11 protein-coding genes and 1 pseudogene are annotated in these 13,413 nt (G+C 72.5%); 11 read left to right on the forward strand and 1 reads right to left on the reverse strand.

Annotation, left to right across the window (positions count from 1 at the left end; genetic code table 11):
* The first annotated feature begins 66 nt into the window (after nucleotides 1-66).
* The 7 genes and pseudogenes from fabF (at nucleotide 67) to FPZ22_RS11505 (ending at nucleotide 7,709) form a co-directional block, all read left to right on the forward strand.
* On the forward strand, nucleotides 67-1,302 hold the full coding sequence (fabF, locus tag FPZ22_RS11475; RefSeq protein ID WP_144893095.1) for a beta-ketoacyl-ACP synthase II: 1,236 nt from the start codon (nucleotides 67-69) through the stop codon (nucleotides 1,300-1,302).
* A 39-nt stretch (nucleotides 1,303-1,341) separates the two neighbouring features.
* The gene (locus FPZ22_RS11480) at nucleotides 1,342-2,757 is read left to right on the forward strand and encodes an aminodeoxychorismate synthase component I (RefSeq protein ID WP_144893097.1); all 1,416 of its coding nucleotides are present in this window, start codon (nucleotides 1,342-1,344) and stop codon (nucleotides 2,755-2,757) included.
* Nucleotides 2,758-2,832: 75 nt separating this feature from the next.
* On the forward strand, nucleotides 2,833-3,879 hold the full coding sequence (gene mltG / locus FPZ22_RS11485) for an endolytic transglycosylase MltG (RefSeq protein ID WP_144893100.1): 1,047 nt from the start codon (nucleotides 2,833-2,835) through the stop codon (nucleotides 3,877-3,879).
* A pseudogene (gene tmk / locus FPZ22_RS11490) lies at nucleotides 3,876-4,524 on the forward strand (dTMP kinase). Before mltG ends, tmk begins: the two are co-directional and overlap by 4 nt.
* Nucleotides 4,521-5,564, forward strand: a complete 1,044-nt coding sequence (locus tag FPZ22_RS11495) for a DNA polymerase III subunit delta' (protein WP_144893102.1) — start codon at nucleotides 4,521-4,523, stop codon at nucleotides 5,562-5,564. Before tmk ends, FPZ22_RS11495 begins: the two are co-directional and overlap by 4 nt.
* The gene (locus tag FPZ22_RS11500; protein ID WP_144893104.1) at nucleotides 5,561-5,920 is read left to right on the forward strand and encodes a PilZ domain-containing protein; all 360 of its coding nucleotides are present in this window, start codon (nucleotides 5,561-5,563) and stop codon (nucleotides 5,918-5,920) included. Before FPZ22_RS11495 ends, FPZ22_RS11500 begins: the two co-directional genes overlap by 4 nt.
* 88 nt (nucleotides 5,921-6,008) lie before the next feature.
* On the forward strand, nucleotides 6,009-7,709 hold the full coding sequence (locus tag FPZ22_RS11505; protein WP_144893106.1) for a hypothetical protein: 1,701 nt from the start codon (nucleotides 6,009-6,011) through the stop codon (nucleotides 7,707-7,709).
* A gap of 12 nt (nucleotides 7,710-7,721) precedes the next feature.
* On the opposite strand, the gene FPZ22_RS11510 is transcribed toward FPZ22_RS11505, so the two are convergent.
* A complete protein-coding gene (locus FPZ22_RS11510) occupies nucleotides 7,722-9,776 on the reverse strand; it encodes a 3-hydroxyacyl-CoA dehydrogenase NAD-binding domain-containing protein (protein WP_144893108.1) in 2,055 nt (684 codons plus the stop codon).
* A 192-nt stretch (nucleotides 9,777-9,968) separates the two neighbouring features.
* Here FPZ22_RS11510 and rpoE point away from each other — a divergent pair, with 192 nt between their 5' ends.
* The 4 genes from rpoE (at nucleotide 9,969) to FPZ22_RS11530 (ending at nucleotide 13,260) form a co-directional block, all read left to right on the forward strand.
* On the forward strand, nucleotides 9,969-10,598 hold the full coding sequence (rpoE, locus tag FPZ22_RS11515) for an RNA polymerase sigma factor RpoE (RefSeq protein ID WP_144893110.1): 630 nt from the start codon (nucleotides 9,969-9,971) through the stop codon (nucleotides 10,596-10,598).
* A 7-nt stretch (nucleotides 10,599-10,605) separates the two neighbouring features.
* Entirely contained in the window at nucleotides 10,606-10,986 is a 381-nt protein-coding gene (locus FPZ22_RS11520) for a sigma-E factor negative regulatory protein (RefSeq protein WP_144893112.1), read from the forward strand.
* Nucleotides 10,986-11,678 (forward strand): hypothetical protein, encoded by a 693-nt coding sequence (locus FPZ22_RS11525; protein WP_144893114.1) that lies wholly within the window; start codon nucleotides 10,986-10,988, stop codon nucleotides 11,676-11,678. Before FPZ22_RS11520 ends, FPZ22_RS11525 begins: the two co-directional genes overlap by 1 nt.
* Before the next feature lie 73 nt (nucleotides 11,679-11,751).
* Nucleotides 11,752-13,260, forward strand: a complete 1,509-nt coding sequence (locus FPZ22_RS11530) for a Do family serine endopeptidase (RefSeq protein ID WP_144893116.1) — start codon at nucleotides 11,752-11,754, stop codon at nucleotides 13,258-13,260.
* Nucleotides 13,261-13,413: the final 153 nt, after the last annotated feature.

Consider the following 13,413-nt stretch of genomic DNA (forward strand, 5'->3'; position numbering starts at 1 on the left):
CTGATGCGGCCTCGGGCGTTTCCGGCACGCCGCGCGGCGGTGTGCGCAACCCGTCCAGGAGCACCCATGTCCAAGCGTCGCGTCGTCATCTCCGGCCTCGGCATCCTGTCGCCGCTCGGCAATGACCTGGCCTCGTCCTGGCAGGGCATCGTGGACGGCCGGTCGGGCATCGGCCCGATCACCAATTTCGACGCGTCGGCCTTCGCCACCCGCATCGCCGGCGAGGTCAAGGGCTTCGATCCCACGCAATGGGTGCCCGCGAAGGACGTCAAGAAGATGGATCCCTTCGTGCACTACGGCGTGGCCGCCTCGCTGATGGCGATCGCCGACGCCGGGCTCGACGTGGCGGCCGATCCCGAGCGCATCGGCGTGGCCATCGGCGCCGGCATCGGCGGCCTCAAGGGCATCGAGGAAACCGCGATCAAGTGGCACGAGGCCGGCCCGCGCAGGATCTCGCCGTTCTACGTGCCCAGCACCATCATCAACATGATCGCCGGCCAGGTGTCGATGATGACCGGCGCCAAGGGCCCGAACATCGCCGTGGTCACCGCCTGCACCACGGCCACGCACAACATCGGTCTGGCGATGCGCATGATCCAGTACGGCGACGCCGACGCGATGATCGCCGGCGGCGCCGAGTTCGCGACCACGCCGACCTCGCTCGGCGGCTTCTGCGCGATGAAGGCGCTGTCGACCCGGAACGACGATCCGCAGCGCGCATCGCGCCCCTGGGACGAGGATCGCGACGGCTTCGTCATGGGCGACGGCGCGGGCGTGCTGGTGATCGAGGAGTACGAGCGTGCGAAGGCGCGCGGCGCGCGCATCTACGCCGAACTCGCCGGATTCGGCATGAGCGGCGACGCGTACCACATGACCGCGCCGAGCGAGAACGGCGAGGGCGCCGCGCGCTGCATGGTGGCCGCGATCCGGGACGCCGGCATCGATCCGTCCGCGATCGGCTACATCAACGCCCACGGCACCTCGACGCCGGCCGGCGATCTCGCCGAGACCATGGGCATCAAGAGCGTTCTCGGCGAGCATGCGCGCAAGGTCATGGTCAGCTCCACCAAGTCCATGACCGGCCACCTGCTGGGTGCCGCCGGCGGCGTCGAGGCGGTGTTCTCGGCGATGGCGCTGCATACCGGCGTGATCCCTCCGACCATCAACCTCGACAACCCGTCCGAGGGCTGCGACCTGGACTACGTGCCGCACACGGCGCGCGAGGCGCGGGTCGACGTCGCGATGTCGAACTCCTTCGGCTTCGGCGGCACCAACGGCAGCCTGGTCTTCCGGCGTATCTGATCCACGGCGCCGCCCCCGATGGGGCGGCGAGGCCCGTACATGACCCACGTCCGCGCGCTGGCGCCCGGCCTCGATCTGCTCGCGCTGCAGCGGACGGCGCCGGCGCGCTATCCGCTGCTGCTCGAATCCGTGGCCTCGGGGACCGCCCAGGGGCGCTGGGACATGCTGCTCGCCGCCGACGGGGGGCGGCTGGTGCTGGGCCGGGATGGCGTGACGCGGCGGGAGGGTGCCGGCCCTGTCGCCGGCGGCGGCTTGTCCGCGGCGGACGACCGTCCACCGCTCGAAGGTGATTTCCTGCGCGCGCTGGACGTGGACTGGCAGGCGCTGCGCCGCCCCGCCGAAGCCTCGCGCTGGCCCTTCCGGGGCGGCTGGGCGCTGCTGCTGGGCTACGAACTGGCCGCGCAGGTCGAGCCCGTGCTGCGGCTGCCGCCAGCGCCCGGCGCGCTGCCGGTGGCGATCGCCTGCCGCTGCCCGGCGGCGGTGCTGCGCGACCGCGTGAGCGGAGCGACGGTGGCGGTGGCCGAGCAGGGCGCGGAGGCCCTGCTCGAGACGATGCTCGACGACATCGGGGGCCTTGCCGCCGCCGCGTCCGCGGACGCCTGCGCGAGCGCCATGCCGCCCTGGCCCGCGCTGCTCGAGTGCCGGGAAGCGCCGGCGGACGACTACATCGCCGCCGTCGTGCGCGCGCTCGACTACATCCGCGCCGGCGACGTCTTCCAGGTCAACCTTTCCCGCGGCTGGGAGGCGCGATTCGACGCGCCGCCCGTTCCTGCCGCCCTGTACGCACGTCTGCGCCGTGCCAACCCCGCGCCCTTCGCCGGCCTGTTCGACCTCGGCAGCGCCGGCGCCGTGGTCAGCGCCTCGCCCGAGCGCCTGGTCTCGGTGCGCGGCGACCTGGTCGAGACCCGTCCCATCGCCGGTACCCGCCCGCGCCTGCCGGGCGAGGACGACAGCGGCCGCATCCGCGAACTGGTCGGCCATGCCAAGGAGCGCGCCGAGCACGTGATGCTGGTCGACCTCGAGCGCAACGACCTCGGCCGGGTCTGCGAGGGCGGCAGCGTCGAGGTCGACGAACTGATGGTGGTGGAGAGCTATGCCCATGTGCACCACATCGTCAGCAACGTGCGTGGGCGCCTGCGCGCCGATGTCACTCCCGGGGCGGTGCTGCGGGCGGTGTTCCCCGGCGGCACGATCACCGGCGCGCCCAAGGTGCGCTGCATGGAGATCATCGCCGGTCTGGAGGGCGTCGGCCGCGGTGCCTACACCGGTGCCATGGGCTGGCTCGACCGCAGCGGCGACCTCGACCTCAACATCCTGATCCGCAGCGCCGAACTCTGCGGCGACGCGCTGCGCTTCCGCACCGGCGCCGGCATCGTCGCCGACTCCGATCCGGCGCACGAACTCGACGAGACCCGCGCCAAGGCGCGCGGGATGCTGCAGGCGATCGATGCCTGACCGGCGCCGCGGCCGGCACGGTATCCTTCGGCGCATGCATCCGACTCTCCACCGCAGCCACGGCGGACGCGAGCCATGAAGGCGCTCAAGCGCATCGTCCTGGTCCTGTTCGTGCTCTCAGCGCTGGCCGCCGGCGTGGCCGGCTGGTGGGCATGGAGCGGCTACCAGCGCTTTGTCGCCACGCCGCTGGCCGGGGTCGAACCGGGCGACAACCTGATGGTGGAGCGGGGCGACACGCTGCGCAGCGTGGTGGGCCGCCTGCGCGCCCAGGGCATCGACGCCGGGCGCGACCTCGAGTGGCGCCTCCTTGCCCGCCAGCTGGGTACGGGCGGGCATATCCAGGTGGGCGAGTACGCCCTCGAGCCGGGCATCACCCCTGCGCAGCTGCTGCGGAACATGCGCGACGGCAGGGTGGTGCGCCACCGTTTCACCATCGTCGAAGGCTGGAACATCCGCGAACTGCGTGCGGCGCTCGGCGGCGCCACGCCGCTGGTGCAGACCCTGCACGACATCGATGATGCCGCACTCATGGCCGCGCTCGGCCGCGAGGGCGTGCACCCGGAAGGACGCTTCCTGCCGGAGACCTACGTCTACGACCGTGGCGACAGCGACCTCGACCTCCTTCGCCGGGCCGCCGAGGCCCTCGACAGGGCGCTCGAGGCGGCCTGGCAGGCGCGCGCCGAAGACCTGCCCATCGGCACGCCCGAAGAGGCGCTGGTGCTCGCCTCGATCGTGGAGAAGGAGACCGGCATCGAGGAAGAGCGACCGATGATCGCCGGCGTGTTCACCCGCCGCCTGCGCGCCGGCATGCGCCTGCAGACCGACCCGACGGTGATCTACGGCATGGGTGCGGACTTCGACGGCAACATCCGCCGCCGCGACCTGCTCACGGACACGCCATACAACACCTATACGCGCGACGGCCTGCCGCCGACGCCGATCGCGATGGCCGGTGCGGCCGCCCTCGACGCGGCCACGCGGCCGGAGGAAACCGACGCCCTGTACTTCGTCGCCGTCGGCGATGGCAGCGGCCGGCACGTGTTCTCGTCGACGCTGTCCGGCCACAACGCCGCGGTGCGCGAGTACGTGCGCCGCTACCGCGAACGGAACGGACCGCGATGAGCGCCCTCATCACGCATCGGCGCTTCGTCTCGCTGGAAGGCGGCGAGGGCGCCGGCAAGACCACGGTGCTGGCCGCGCTGCGCGCGGAGCTCGAGCGTTCCGGCCGTGAAGTGGTGGTCACGCGTGAACCCGGGGGGGACGCCACTGGCCGAGAAGATCCGCGATCTGCTGCTGCGGCCCGGCGACGAACCGGTGGCGGCGGAGACCGAACTGCTGCTGATGTTCGCCGCGCGCGCGCAGCACGTGCGCGAAACCGTGCTGCCGGCGCTGGAGCGGGGCGCCTGGGTGCTGTGCGACCGCTTCACCGATTCCAGCTTCGCCTACCAGGGCGGCGGCCGCGGCCTCCATGCCGCGCTCATCGCCGTCCTCGAGCGGAGCGTGGTGGGCATCCGCCCTGGCCTGACGCTCCTGCTCGACATCGACGTCGCCGCGGGCCGCGCGCGCATCCGGAGCCGCGACCCTCAGCCCGACCGCATCGAGCGCGAACGCGACGCCTTCTTCGAACGCGTGCGCGCGACCTTCCTCTCGCGCGCCGCGGCGGAGCCGGCGCGCTTCCGCGTGATCGACGCCTCGCGCGGAGTGGACGAGGTCGTGGCCGCCGCGCTCGGCGCGCTGCGTGCGTTCGCGGACGCGGAGGCGGCATGAGCCTGGACGATGCGTTCGCGCCCTGGCAGCAGCGCATGTACGAGCATGCCGCCGGCGCGCTCGATGCCGGGCGCATGGGCCATGCGTTGCTGCTCTGCGGCCCGGCGAAGCTGGGCAAGCGCCTGGTGGCCGAACATCTCGCGCAGCGCGTGCTCTGCCAGTCGCCCGACCCGGCCGTGCGTCCCTGCGGCCTGTGCCGCGCCTGCGCCCTGTATCGCTCGCGCTCGCAGAAGGATCCCATCGAGCAGCGGCCCGACGGTTCGCTGGCGCATCCCTGGGGCCATCCCGGCCATCCCGACGCGATCCTCGTCGGCCACGCCTGGCGCATGACGCCCTCGCCGCCGCGGCAGCAGACGGTGATCACGGTGGACCAGATCCGCGAACTGTCCGCGCGCCTGGCCACCACGCCGCAGTACGGCGACGCCAAGGTCGCGATCATCGATCCGGCCGAGGACATGAACGACGCTGCGGCCAACGCCCTGCTCAAGACCCTGGAGGAGCCGGTGCCGGGCCGCTACCTGTGGCTGCTCAGCGCCAACCCGGCGCGGTTGCCGGCGACCATACGCAGCCGCTGCCAGCGCCTGGAGTTCCGCCTGCCTCCCGCCGGCGAGGCCGTGGCCTGGCTGCGTTCGCAGGGACATGCGGACGGGACCGCGGCCGAAGCGCTCGCTGCCGCGCGCGGCCATCCCGGCCTGGCCGATGCCTGGCTGCGCGACGGTGGCATGGCGCTGCGTCGCGAGGTCGCCGCCGATCTCGCGAAGCTCGCATCGAACGCGGCCTCGCCGCTGGAGGTGGCGAAGGCCTGGACCGCCGACGAGTCCGCGACGCAGCGCCTGCTGCACGCGGCGGACATCGCCCGCGACGATGCTGCCGGCTTGACCGACCCTCGGCGAATCCGGAAGCTGGCCGCCTGGTTCGACGCCGCCAACCGCACGCGCGAACTGCTGCGCAGCACGGTCCGCGCGGATCTGGCGGTGGCGGACCTGCTGCTCGCATGGCGCGACGTGGCGGGGGAACAGGCAAAGGGAGCGAGGCGATGAGTGCAACGGGGGGCGGCGCGCGGCAGGGCATCCTGTCGCTGGCGGTGAAGGACAAGGCCCAGCTGTATGCGGCCTACATGCCCTACCTCAAGCACGGCGGCATCTTCGTGCCGACCACGCGTCGCTACTTCATCGGCGACGAGGTGTTCGTGCTCCTGACCCTGCCGGAGTCCAGTGAGCGGCTGCCCGCCGCCGGCAAGGTGGTCTGGGTGACGCCGCCCGGTGCCCAGGGCAACCGGACCGCCGGCATCGGCGTGCAATTCGCCGACACCGGCGAAGGCGAGAACGTGAAAGGCAGGATCGAGACCCTGCTCGCCGGCATGCTGAACGCGGACAAGGCCACGCACACGATGTAGCGAGGGGGCGGAAAGCGTGCGACGGACGGTTGTCCGTTCTCCGCCGGCGCGCGCGTTCAAACGGAAGTCCCCGCTACGGGAGACCTCCATGGCCGTCCGACGCACCCTCGCCCTGTCCGGTGCCGCCGCGCTGCTTGCGCTTGCCTGCGCCGGCTGCCGGCAGCAGCCCCTCGCCGCCGCAGAGCCGGTGGTTTCACCTCCCGAAATGGCCCTCGTGGGCGCCGTCCTGCTGGACGGGCTCGGCGACTACAGCTTCCCCGTCACCAGCAGCCATCCCGAGGTGCAGCGCTGGTTCGACCAGGGCCTGGCCTTGACCTACGGCTTCAACCACGACGCCGCCGAACGCGCCTTCCTCAAGGCCACCGAACTCGATCCCGCTTGCGCGATGTGCTGGTGGGGTGCCTCGCTGGTGCTCGGCCCGCACGTCAATGCGGCGATGGATCCGGCCGACAGCGCCGATGCCTGGACCCGGCTGCAGCGCGCCGTCGAGCTGGCACCGGCCGCCAGCGCCCGCGAGCAGGCGTTCATCACCGCGCTGACGGCGCGCTACGCCGGGCAGCCGCCCGAAGACCGGCGTCCGCTGGACGAAGCCTATGCCGCCGCCACGCGGGCGCTGGTGGCCCAGCGCCCCGACGACCTCGACGCCGCCGTGCTGCACGCCGAGGCGCTGATGGACCTGCAGCCCTGGGACTACTACGACGAGGCACTGCGGCCGAAAGGCCATACCGCCGAGATCGTGGAGGTGCTGGAGTCGGTCATGGCGCGCGATCCCGAGCACGCGGGTGCGCTGCACCTCTACGTGCACGCGGTCGAAGCATCGGCCCATCCCGAACGCGGCGTCGTCGCCGCCGACCGCCTGCGCGACCTGGTCCCCGGGGCGGGCCATCTGGTGCACATGCCCGCGCACATCTATGCGCGGGTCGGGCGCTGGCATGACGCGGTGCTCGCGAACCAGCGCGCGATCGAGGCCGATGACGCCTACCTCGCGATCTGCCGCGCAAACGTCCAGGGCGTCTATCCTCTGGGCTACGTGCCGCACAACCACCACTTCCTCTGGTTCGCGGCAAGCATGGAAGGCAACGCCGCGCTGGCCAGGGAGGCCGCGCTGCACACCGCCGAGCGCACCGGACTTCCTGACCTGATGCGCCAGCCCGGCTTCGCAGGCCTCCAGCACTACTGGATGACGCCCTGGTTCGAGCGGGTACGCTTCGGTCGCTGGGACGAGATCGCCGCCGCGCCCAATCCGGCCCCGGACCTGCCCTATGTCACCGCGATCTGGAGCTACGCCCAGGGCATGGCGGCGGTGCGGCAGTCCCGGTTCGACGATGCCGACAGGCACCTGGCGATCCTGCGCCCGCTCGCCGCCGATCCGGGGATGGACGCGCTCACGATCTGGGACCGCTATCCGCTGACCCACGCCGTGAAGATCGCCGAGCGCACGCTCACCGCCGAGCTCGCATCGGCGCGCGGCGACCACGATGCGGCCGTCGCCGCGTTGCGCGAGGCCACCGCGATCGAGGACGGCATCCCCTATGACGAACCGCCGGGCTGGCACGCACCGGTCCGCCACTCGCTGGGCGCGGTGCTGCTGGCCGCGGGGCGTGCCGCGGAGGCCGAGGCGGTCTATCGCGAGGAGCTGCGCCGCAATCCCGACAACGGCTGGTCGCTGTTCGGCCTGGCGGAAAGTCTCAGGGCGCAGCGGAAGGCGGACGAGGCCACGGAGATCGAACGCCGCCTGGCCGAGGCATGGGAGCACGCCGACACCCGGCTGACGGCCTCCCGCTTCTAGGCAGCCGGTCCCTCAGGCCCTCAGCGCGGGGGAGTCCCAGCCCGGCCGGGGGGCGAAGCGGTCGCCATGCGTCGCCTGCAGCGCTTTCAGGCGCGCGAGCACCGTGTCCACGCCGGTCTCCCGCAGGTACTGGATCGGGCCGCCGCGGAAGGGCGCGAATCCGGTGCCGAAGATCACGCCGGCGTCGAGCAGGTCGGCGTCGGCGACCACGCCCTCGTGCAGGGCGGCCACGGCTTCGTTGAGCAGGGGGAGGATCAGGCGGTCCTCTAGGTCGGCCGGCGCCTTGTAGTCCTTCGGGACCTCGGGCTTCTTCGGCTTGCCGTCCTCCCAGGCATACAGGCCCTGGCCGTCCTTCTTGCCGCGCTTGCCGGGCCCGGGCGGCGCCGACAGCGCGGCCGGGATCGGCAGGTCGAGGAAGGGGGCCAGTTCCGCCCCCACTCCGGCGGCCACGTCCAGGCCCACGGTGTCGATCAGCTCGATGGGGCCCATCGGCATGCCGAACCGCACCGCCGCGCGGTCGATCACCGCGCCCGGGATCCCCTCGGAGTACGCGGTGGCCGCCTCGAGCATGTACGGGAACAGCAGGCGGTTGACCAGGAAACCCGGCGTGCCCGCCACCGGCACCGGCAGCTTGTCGATCGCCCTGCAGAAGGCGGCCAGCCGGCGCTCCGTCTCCGGATCCATCGCGTCGTGGCGCACGATCTCGACCAGGGGCATCAGCGCCACCGGGTTGAAGTAGTGCAGGCCGGCGAACCGCGCAGGGTGGGCGAGGCCGGTGCGCAGCTCGTCCAGCGGGATCGACGAGGTGTTGGTGGCGAGCAGGGCGCCGGGCTTGAGCTCCGGTTCGATGCCCGCGTAGAGCGAGCGCTTGGCCTCGGGCTGCTCGATGATCGCCTCGATCACCAGATCGGCGTCCGCCACGCCGTCGCCGGCCAGGTCGGACTTCAGCCTTGCCGCCACCTCCGGCCGCTTCGCCTCCACCTTCACCTTCTTCGCGAACAGTTCCTGCGCGCGCGCCATGGCCTTGTCGATGTAGGCCTGTTCGCGATCCTGCAGCGTGACCTCGAAGCCCTTCAGCGCGGACCACGCCGCGATGTCGCCGCCCATCACCCCGGCGCCGACCACGTGCACGCGCCGGATGCCACTGTCCTTGCCGCCGATCCCCTTCAGGCGCTCCTGCAGGAAGAAGACGCGCGTCAGGTTGCGCGCGGTGGGCGTGCCGGCCAGCCTGACCACCGCCTTGCGCTCGGCGGCCAGGCGATTCTGGATGCCGCCGCCCGTGCTCCGCCAGGTTTCGATCAGCGCGTACGGCGCCGGGTAGTGTTCCCGGCGGGCCTTGCGCGCGACCTGCCTGACCAGCATCGGAGCCATCAGCTGGCGCACCGGCCAGAGGTTCGTGATCCAGCCCAGGAAGCGCTGTCTGAAGGGCCGCTCGACGCCGCCGAGCGCAAGGGCGGCCGCGGCGTCCAGCAGCTGTGCCGGCTCGACCACCGTGTCCACCAGGCCGATGGCCTTCGCGGCCGACGCCGACAGCGTCCGCCCGGTGAGCATCATGTCCATCGCCGCCGGCGTGCCGACCAGGCGTGGCAGGCGCACGCTGCCGCCCCAGCCGGGAAAGATCCCGAGCTTCACCTCGGGCAGGCCGATGCGCGTGGACGGATCGTTGCTGGCGATGCGGTAACGGCAAGCCAGCGAGATCTCGGTGCCTCCGCCCATGCAGAAGCCGTGGATCGCGGCAACGGTGGGGCAGGGCAGTTCGGCCAGGCGCTGGAACACCTGCTGGCCGCGCCGGATCGAATCGCCGATCGTGCCCTTGCGGTCGAACTCGGCGAACTCCCGGATGTCGGCGCCAGCGATGAACCCCTTGGCCTTGCCTGAATGCAGCACCAGCGCCTTGGGCGGATCGAGCGCCAGGCGTTCGAGCAGGGCGTCGAGCTCGAACAGCACGTCCTGGGCGAAGGTGTTGACCGATTCGCCCTCGCGGTCGAACGTGAGCACCACCACGCCGTCAGGACGCTGCCCGGCGTGCCAGTGGCTGAAGCGCAGACCATCGAGGCCAGCAATCATGCGGAACCATCCGTTCGGGTATGGGGGCCTATGATCCCGAGTCCGTTTCGCCGGCGTCAAATGCGCCGGCTTGCGGATGCGCCTTGCACGGGACTGGACGCGGCCCCAGATGATCCTGCGGTAGGGAACTTTCCCCCCGTGTGAAAGTCATACCTCCGGTCCCAGGGCCGGTCCCGAGGAGAGCACCGGCCGATGGCCGATACCGACAGCACCCACATCGAGAGCGCGCAGCTCGACCAGGAACTCGTCCGCCGCGTCCAGCGCGGCGACATGGCTGCGTTCGACCTGCTGGTCCGCAAGTACCAGCACCGCGTGGCGGCGGTGGTCGGGCGCTATGTGCGGGACTGGAGCGAGTGCCAGGACGTCGCCCAGGACACCTTCATCCGCGCCTACCGGGCGATCGGCAGCTTCCGGGGCGAGGCGCAGTTCTACACCTGGCTGCACCGGATCGCGGTCAATACCGCCAAGAACCATCTGGTGGCGCACAGCCGCCGCCCGCCCACCGACGACATCGGGATCGAGGACGCCGAATACTTCGACTCCGCCAGCGGCCTGCGCGACCACGACACGCCCGAGCGCGAACTGATGCGCCAGCAGATGGAACAAACGGTGCTGCGCGCGGTCCAAGCCCTGCCCGAGGAATTGCGCACGGCGATCACCCTGCGCGAGGTCGAGGGCCTGAGCTACGAGGAGATCGCGGCCCGCATGGATTGCCCCATCGGCACCGTCCGCTCGCGGATCTTCCGCGCCCGCGAGGCGATCGACGTCGAGCTCCGGCCCCTGATGGGCACCGGTTCCGCCCCCGAACGCGCGGCGAGATGAGCATCCCATGAGCCACCACAACCACCGCATCGACATCGACCACGAACTGGCGCCGCCGGACCGGCTGGACGCCTACCACCGCCGGCAGCTGTCGGCGATGCTCGACGGCGAGCTGTCGCCCGACCAGACGCGCTTCATGCTGCGCCGGTTGCAGCACGACCGCGAGCTGGCCGCGTGCTGGGAGCGCTGGCAGGTCTGCGGCGAGGTGCTGCGCGGCCGCGGCCATGCGCTGCTGCCGGCGGAGTTCTCGCAGCGGGTGGCGGCGGCGATCGCCGCGCCCGCGGGCGCGACGGTGTCCCGCGCCGCGGTCGCGGGCGTGGGCGGGCCGCGCCCGCACCGTCTGGCCCGCTGGGGGGGGGCGGCGCGCTCGCGGCCTCGATGGCGCTGATGGCCCTGTTCATGGTCCGGCCCCTGCCGGATGCCGGCGCGCCGGCGCCGGTCGCCGGCATGGGCGAGCCGGCGCCGGCGTCGGCCGGAGGTGGTCCTTCCGCCGCGGCGCCGATGACTGCGGGCGCGGGCGTCGCCGCTGGCCGCCCGACCATGCCGGAGGCGGCGACGGCCCTGCTGGCCGCCGCGGCACCTGCCGCCATGACGGTGTCGGAACTCCCGCGCCGCACCGCCGAGCGCGGCGGCAGCACTCGAAGCCAGTCCCAGCGGGCCGCGCTCCGGCGGTCGCAGACGGCTGCCGACGCTCCGGTCCGGGTACTTGCGGCGTCCGCAACGGTGGCCCCGGCAGCCGATCTCCGCCTGGCGCCCGTGATCCCGGCGGAAGCCGGCGACGCGTTGCTGGCAGGGTCGGCCGCCATTGCGGTCGACAGCGACGCGCTGTTCGGCGGGATTCCCGCCGCGACCGCGCGCCCCTGGCCGCGCGCGGTGCTGCCCGGCCTGTCGGTCCGGCAGCCGTTCGCGGCCGGCTACGGCATGCCGCAGGCCGAGGCCTTCGCTCCTTTCCAGCCCCGGGTGGAAGCGGCGGCCGAGCGCGCGGCGCGCAGGGCTGGCATGGCGCCGGTGCCGCCGGGCGGCGCAAGCGCGCCGGAGCCCGGCGCGGACCGCGGAACCGGGCCCGGCCTCTCTCCGTGACCCCGGATCCCGGCCACGCGCCGGGACTCCGCTCCATCCAGAACCTTTTTGCCCGATCGAGGTGCGTTCCCCGATGAAACGTCCTGTCCAGACCCTGGCCCTCGTGGCCCTGACCGCGGCCGGTACCGCCGCCATCGCGATTCCGGTCGCCACCGCACAGTCGCAGCCGCAGGACGCGGCCACCGCCGTGTCGGCGCCGAAAGGCGCGCCCCTGGTCACCGGACTGCCGGACTTCACCCGGCTGGTCGATCGCGTCGCGCCGGCGGTGGTCAACGTCGAGGTCACCCTTGGCGCGCGCGGCAATTCCCAGGCGCAGGCGCTGCCGGACGACATGCCGGAGTTCTTCCGCCGCTTCTTCGGGCCGGGGATGCCGCTCCCGGGGCCGCAGGGCCCCGGAGGGGCTGGTCCCGCCCGCATGTCGATGGGCAGCGGCTTCCTGATCTCCGGCGACGGCTACGTGATCACCAACCACCATGTGATCGCCGGTGCCACCGAGGTGCAGGTGACCCTTCCCGACCGGCGCGGGTTCACCGCCGAGGTGGTGGGCAGCGACGAGCATTCCGACGTCGCGCTGCTCAAGATCGACGCCAGCGGCCTGCCGTTCCTCCGCGCCGGCGATGCCAACAGCGTCAGGCCGGGCCAGTGGGCGGTGGCCATCGGCTCGCCCTTCGGCTTCGACCAGTCGGTCACCGCCGGCATCGTCAGCGCCGTCGGCCGCGCGAACCGCTACGCCAACCAGCGCTACGTGCCCTTCATCCAGACCGACGTCGCGATCAACCGCGGCAACTCCGGCGGCCCGCTTCTCAATACCAGCGGCGAGGTGATCGGCATCAATTCGCAGATCTTCTCCAACTCCGGCGGCTACATGGGCGTCAGCTTCGCGATTCCGATCGACGTGGTGATGAACGTCGCCGATCAGCTCAAGGCCACCGGCGAAGTGAAGCGCGGCCAGATCGGCGTGCAGGTGCAGGAGATCCGGGCCGACGACGCCCGGGGGTTGGGCCTGCCGGATACCCGGGGCGCGCTGGTGGCCGACGTGATCCAGGGCGGCCCCGCGGAGAAGGCCGGCATCGAGCGCGGCGACGTGATCCGCGAAGTCGACGGCGTCGCCATCGGCCAGTCCAGCGATCTGCCGCCCATGATCGGCGCCAGGGCGCCCGGCAGCCGGGTGAACCTCAAGGTCTGGCGCGAGGGCCGCCTCCGCGATGTCCGGGTGACCCTGGGCGAACTCGACGAGGGTCTGGCCGGCGCCCGGCCGGCGGCGCGGACCCCGGGGGCGCAGCAGAACAATCCGCTTGGCATCGTCGGAAGTGAGCTGAGCGCCGAACAGCGTCGGCGGCTGGACCTCAAGCCCGACGAGGGCGTGGCCGTGGCCCGCGTCGAGGGACTGGCGGCGCGCAGCGCCGGCCTGCAGCCCGGCGACGTGATCCTCCAGGTCGGGCGCGTGACCGTGGCCACCCCGGCCGCGCTCGACCGCGAGCTGGGCAAGGCCAAGGCCGGACAGACCGTGATGCTGCTGGTGCGGAACCGCAGCGGCGGCACGCAGTTCATCGCCGTGACACCGCGGGAAGAGGCGAAGTAGCGCGGCTTCCCGCGCGTCCCGTCCGCCTTCGGGCACCTTCCCCACCTGCCGGGGGAAGGTGCCGGCGGGTGGGGGCGGGGCCGCGCCCGCGGCGCGGCGGCGGCACGCCCCCTCGCTGTGCAACAATGTCGCGTTCGACTCCATCCCAGCCGG

Origin of the sequence: Luteimonas granuli, from assembly GCF_007795095.1 — a bacterium.
In the GTDB taxonomy this organism is placed as follows: Bacteria; Pseudomonadota; Gammaproteobacteria; order Xanthomonadales; family Xanthomonadaceae; genus Luteimonas; species Luteimonas granuli.

Coding starts and splice junctions, on each gene's coding strand:
- FPZ22_RS11530 (WP_144893116.1), top strand. CDS start 11,752: ATGAAACGTCCTGTCCAGACCCTGGCCCTCGTGGCCCTGACCGCGGCC.
- FPZ22_RS11520 (WP_144893112.1), top strand. CDS start 10,606: ATGAGCCACCACAACCACCGCATCGACATCGACCACGAACTGGCGCCG.
- FPZ22_RS11525 (WP_144893114.1), top strand. CDS start 10,986: ATGGCCCTGTTCATGGTCCGGCCCCTGCCGGATGCCGGCGCGCCGGCG.
- FPZ22_RS11510 (WP_144893108.1), bottom strand. CDS start 9,776: ATGATTGCTGGCCTCGATGGTCTGCGCTTCAGCCACTGGCACGCCGGG.
- FPZ22_RS11505 (WP_144893106.1), top strand. CDS start 6,009: ATGGCCGTCCGACGCACCCTCGCCCTGTCCGGTGCCGCCGCGCTGCTT.
- mltG (WP_144893100.1), top strand. CDS start 2,833: ATGAAGGCGCTCAAGCGCATCGTCCTGGTCCTGTTCGTGCTCTCAGCG.
- FPZ22_RS11495 (WP_144893102.1), top strand. CDS start 4,521: ATGAGCCTGGACGATGCGTTCGCGCCCTGGCAGCAGCGCATGTACGAG.
- fabF (WP_144893095.1), top strand. CDS start 67: ATGTCCAAGCGTCGCGTCGTCATCTCCGGCCTCGGCATCCTGTCGCCG.
- rpoE (WP_144893110.1), top strand. CDS start 9,969: ATGGCCGATACCGACAGCACCCACATCGAGAGCGCGCAGCTCGACCAG.
- FPZ22_RS11500 (WP_144893104.1), top strand. CDS start 5,561: ATGAGTGCAACGGGGGGCGGCGCGCGGCAGGGCATCCTGTCGCTGGCG.
- FPZ22_RS11480 (WP_144893097.1), top strand. CDS start 1,342: ATGACCCACGTCCGCGCGCTGGCGCCCGGCCTCGATCTGCTCGCGCTG.